The sequence below is a fragment of the Bradyrhizobium oropedii genome, from assembly GCF_020889685.1.
Taxonomy (GTDB): Bacteria; Pseudomonadota; Alphaproteobacteria; order Rhizobiales; family Xanthobacteraceae; genus Bradyrhizobium; species Bradyrhizobium oropedii.
Genome location: NZ_JACMYO010000320.1, coordinates 1 through 5204, shown reverse-complemented (window position 1 = coordinate 5204; position 5204 = coordinate 1). Strand labels below are relative to the sequence as shown.

Sequence of the window (5204 nt, the reverse complement as noted above, 5' to 3'; positions counted from 1 at the left end):
GGAGAGGGTCGCTTCGCGCAGCGAAGCGGGGTGAGGGGTTTGTCTCCGCGGATGCATACCCCTCATCCGTCGCGGACTGCGTCCGCGCCACCTTCTCCCACAAGGGGAGAAGGGAAGAGAGAACCGAGTTCGCACTCCAACTTGAGTCTACACGCTACGCATTTGCCGTGACGCGGCATTGCGCCGCAAAGTGGTGACTTCGCGCTTGCCCGGCGCTGGGCGGAATGCGAGAGCTTTTCGCCTCAGGGAGAGAAATAATGAAAAAACATACAAGGCGCGAATTCGGCGCCACTGCATTGTCCGTCATCGCAGCGTCCGTGCTGCCTGCGCCGTTCGTTCGGGCCGCGGATAAGAAGTACGATCCGGGTTCGAGCGACACCGAGATCAAGCTCGGCCAGACCGTGCCGCATTCCGGTCCGGGCTCGCTCTATGGCGTGCTCGGCCGCGTCGGCGAAGCCTATTTCCAGATGCTGAACGACAAGGGCGGCATCAACGGCCGCAAGGTGAAATTCCTCACCATGGACGACGCCTACAGCGCGCCGAAATGCGTCGAGGCGACGCGTCGGCTGGTCGAGCAGGAGGAGGTGCTGGCGCTCTACGGCTCGCTCGGCACCGCGCCGCAGACCTCAGTGCACAAATACCTCAATTCCAAGGGCGTCCCTCAATTGCTGCTGAATACCGGCGCCTCGAAGTGGAACGACCCGAAGAACTTCAAATGGACCATGGCGGGTCTGCCGCTCTATCCGACCGAAGCGCGCATCCTCGCCAAGCACGTCGTCAGCGTGAAGCCCAACGCCAAGATCGGCATTCTCTACCAGAACGATGATTTCGGCCGCGACTTCCTCGGGCCGTTCAAGAAGGTGCTGGCCGATGCCGGCGGCAAGGCGCAGGTGATCATGGAGCAGACCTACGATCTCACCGATCCGACGGTCGATTCCCAGCTCATCAATCTGTCGAAGTCGGGCGCCGACGTATTTTACAACATCACTACCGGCAAGGCGACGTCGCAGTCGATCCGCAAGGTCGCCGAGCTCGGCTGGAAGCCGCTGCAGCTGTTGTCGGCGGGCTCGACCGGCCGCTCGATCCTGAGCGCCGCCGGCCTCGAGAACGCCAAGGACATCGTCGCGATCCGCTACAACAAGGAAGTCGGCGTGCCGCGCTACGAGAAGGACGCGGACGTGGTCGCGTTCGAGGAGCTGCGCAAGAAGTATTTGCCGAACATCGATCCCGATAACACCATCGCTTTCGCCGGGTATGGCCAGGCGGCGACGATGGGCGAGATCCTTCGCCGCTGCGGCGACGACCTGACCCGCGCCAACGTGCTGAAGCACGCCACCACGCTAGCCGGTTTCCACTCGCCCTATTTCCTTGACGGGATCAACTACAGCTACACGCCCGACGACTACACGCCGATGAAGACGCTCTATGTCTCGATCTTCAACGGCAAGGATTGGGACCTCTTCGGCGAGCCGATGACGGAGTAGGGGCGCGGGCGCTTCATCCCCGTCATTGCGAGCCAACGGGTCGCGCGAACGCGCGCCCGATGACAGGCTCCGCGAAGCAATCCATCTATCCTCCCGGGGGAAGATGGATTGCTTCGTCGCTTCGCTCCTCGCAATGACGTTGGCGAGGGGTAGGGGTACCCCCTTGCCACCTGCCGCCATTTCCGCCCGCCCTCGACGAAACCGCCTGAACCACTTACCTCTTGGGCGTGTCGACGCTCGATCTCTTTTCCGTCCCGCCGTCGGAAACGGCCGATCTCTTGCCGCGCCGGTTTCGCGACTGGTTCGCCTCACGCGGCTGGTCGCCGCGTGAGCATCAGCTTGCGCTGCTGGCGAAGGCGCGCGAGGAATGCTCCGCGCTGTTGATCGCGCCGACCGGCGCTGGCAAAACGCTGGCGGGATTCTTGCCGACGCTGGTGGAACTGGCGGGCGAGCCGGGTGGGATCAAGCCGCTGCGGCAGGAAGGCGCCGTTGAAGCCGATCCAAGGCCAAAGGTCGTTTCCGCCGGCCGCAGCGTTCGCCGCAGCGGCGGGCTGCACACGCTCTACATCTCGCCACTCAAGGCGCTAGCGGTCGATATCGCGCGCAATCTGGAGACGCCGGTTGCCGAGATGGGCTTGCCGATCAAGATCGAGACCCGCACCGGCGACACGCCGGTGTCGCGGCGGCAGCGGCAGCGGCGCTATCCGCCGGACATCCTGCTCACCACGCCGGAGCAACTGGCGCTGCTGCTCGCCTCCGACGACGCGCCGTTTCTGTTCTCTTCGCTGAAGCGCATCGTGCTCGACGAGCTGCATGCGCTCGTCACCTCCAAGCGCGGCGATCTGCTGTCGCTCGGGCTGGCGCGGCTCTGGACCATCGCGCCACAGGCGCGCGCTATCGGCCTCTCGGCAACGGTCGCCGAGCCGGAACAGCTCGCGCGCTTCCTGGTGCCGCAGCCGGGCGGCGAGAGCGTGTCCGCCGACGTTGTCATTGCCGGCGGCGCCGCGCCGCCGGTGGTCGAGATGCTCGACACCCGGGAGCGGCTGCCGTGGTCAGGCCACAGCGCGCGTCATGCGCTGCCCGAGGTCTATGAGCTGATCAAGCGCAACAAGACCACGCTGGTGTTCGTCAACACCCGCAGCCAGGCCGAGATGCTGTTCCAGGATCTGTGGCGCATGAACGATGACGGGCTCGCGATCGCGCTGCATCACGGCTCGCTCGACGTCGCGCAGCGCCGCAAGGTCGAGGACGCAATGGCCGCCGGCCGCCTGCGCGGCGTGGTCTGCACCTCCTCGCTCGATCTCGGGGTCGACTGGGGCGATGTCGACCTCGTCATCAATATCGGCGCGCCCAAAGGCTCGTCGCGGCTGATGCAGCGGATCGGCCGCGCCAACCATCGCTTCGACGAGGCCTCGCGCGCGGTGCTGGTGCCGGCCAACCGGTTCGAAGTGCTGGAATGCGCCGTCGCGATCGATGCCATCGCGGAGAATGCGCAGGACACCCCGCCGCTGCGCACCGGCGCGCTCGACGTGCTGGCCCAGCACGTGCTCGGCTGCGCCTGCGGCAAGCCGTTTTTGTCCGATGAGCTCTACGATGAGGTGAGGACCGCGGCACCCTATGCAGCGCTGGCGCGGACGGATTTCGACGATGTGGTCGATTTCGTTGCGACCGGCGGCTACGCGCTGAAGACCTATGAGCGTTTCGCGCGCATCAAGCAGGACAAGCAGGGCCGCTGGCGCGTCACCAATCCCAAGGTGCGGCAGAGCTATCGCCTCAACGTCGGCACCATCGTCGAGGAGACCATGCTGAAGGTGCGGCTGGTGCGCTCGCGTGCCGGTGGCCAAGGGAAAAGCGGCGGATCGACCGGTGCGATCGCCCGCGGCGGCCGGATGCTCGGCGAGATCGAGGAGGTCTTCATCGAAGGCCTGGTGCCCGGCGACACCTTCGTGTTCGGCGGCGAGGTGGTGCGTTACGAGGCGCTGGTCGAGGACCAAGTCTATGTCTCCCGCGCCAATGATAAAGATGCAAAAGTGCCGTCCTATATGGGCGGCAAGTTCCCGCTCTCGACCTATCTTGCCGAGCGTGTCCGCAAATTGCTCGACAACAGCCGGGCCTGGACGGCGCTGCCGGATCAGGTGCACGACTGGCTCACGCTACAGCGAAGATTCTCCCGCGTCCCGGCGGTGCGCGAGCTCCTGGTCGAGACCTTTCCGCGCGGCGGCAGCCATTACCTGGTCTGCTATCCCTTCGAGGGGCGGCTCGCGCACCAGACGCTCGGCATGCTGTTGACGCGCCGGCTGGAGCGCGCCCGCGCCCGTCCGCTCGGTTTCGTCGCCAATGAATACGCGCTCGCGGTCTGGGGCGTCGGCGATCTCTCCTTCATGATCCGGCACGGCAAGCTCGATCTCAACGCGCTGTTCGATCCCGACATGCTCGGCGACGACCTCGAGGCATGGCTTGCGGAGTCCGCGCTGATGAAGCGCACCTTCCGCAACTGCGCCATCATCTCCGGCCTGATCGCGCGCCGCTTCACCGACGAGGAGAAGTCGCGCCGCCAGGTGCTGTTCTCGACCGACCTGATCTACGACGTGCTGCGCAAGCACCAGGCCGACCACGTGCTGCTGCGCGCCGCGCGCGGCGATGCCGCCACGGGATTGCTCGATCTCCGCCGCCTCAGCGACATGCTTTCGCGCATCCACGGCCGAATCACTCACAAGGACCTCGACCACGTTTCTCCGCTTGCCGTCCCCGCGCTGCTGGAAATCGGCCGCGAGTCAGTTTATGGCGAAGCATCCGACGAGCTTCTGGCCGAGGCGGCCGAGGAACTCGTGCGGGAGGCTATGACCTAACGCTGGAGCGTTTTCGAGCGAAGTGGATACCGGTTCGCGTGAAGAAAACGCGACCAGAAAAGAATATGATCCGATTCGATCGGATCATAACTCTGGGGAACAGGACGTGACGGCAAGCGCGCCAGCTTTGCGAGACGGTGACGACATGCGCGTTTCGAGGGTCACGGTGGCGGATGTCGGCTTCGTGGCGGATTTCTCCGGCGCGCTGTTCTGGGAACAGCAGCGCCTGCTCGTGGTGTCCGACCTGCATCTGGAAAAGGGTTCGAGCTTCGCCAGCCGCGGCGTGCTGCTGCCGCCCTACGACACGGTGGCGACGTTGAGCCGGCTCGCCGCCGTCATCGCGCGGCACGATCCGCGACAGGTGATTGCGCTCGGCGACAGCTTTCACGATCGCGATGCGCATGCGCGCCTGTCGGATGGGGATCGCGAGGCGCTCGCGGCGCTGCAGGTGCGGCGCAACTGGATCTGGATCGCCGGCAACCATGATCCGGCGCTGCCGTCCAGTCTCGGCGGCGTGGTCGCCACTGAAGTTGCGATCGGCCCGATCGTGTTCCGCCATGAGCCGACCGGAGCTGCCGGCGAGATCGCCGGGCATCTTCATCCCAAGGCGCGGGTGCCGACCCGCGGCCGCTCGATCGAACGGCGCTGTTTCGCCAGTGACGGCGAGCGCGCGGTGATGCCGGCCTTCGGCGCCTACACCGGCGGCTTGAGCATCCGCGATCGGGCGTTTGCCAAGATATTCGGGTCGCCGGGCTTCATGGCCCATGTGCTCGGCGACAATCGCGTCCACGCGTTTGTGGCGTCGCGGTGCTATTGACGGTCGACTCGCTGCAACCAACATTCCTGTGCCGTGCCAAACACTCGGTGTCGT

The 5204-nt window shown here is 65.5% G+C and carries 3 protein-coding genes; all 3 read left to right on the top strand.

Annotated features, from left to right (window positions below; translation table 11 throughout):
* The first annotated feature begins 257 nt into the window (after window positions 1–257).
* The 3 genes from H8A95_RS41505 to pdeM all read left to right on the top strand — a co-directional run bounded on the left by H8A95_RS41505 (window position 258) and on the right by pdeM (window position 5150).
* Window positions 258–1484, top strand: coding sequence for an ABC transporter substrate-binding protein (locus H8A95_RS41505; RefSeq protein ID WP_229188245.1), 1227 nt, complete (start codon window positions 258–260; stop codon window positions 1482–1484).
* A 227-nt stretch (window positions 1485–1711) separates the two neighbouring features.
* Window positions 1712–4333, top strand: coding sequence for a ligase-associated DNA damage response DEXH box helicase (locus H8A95_RS41500; protein WP_229188246.1), 2622 nt, complete (start codon window positions 1712–1714; stop codon window positions 4331–4333).
* 145 nt (window positions 4334–4478) lie between these two features.
* On the top strand, window positions 4479–5150 hold the full coding sequence (gene pdeM / locus H8A95_RS41495; RefSeq protein ID WP_229188244.1) for a ligase-associated DNA damage response endonuclease PdeM: 672 nt from the start codon (window positions 4479–4481) through the stop codon (window positions 5148–5150).
* The last annotated feature ends 54 nt before the right edge of the window (window positions 5151–5204 follow it).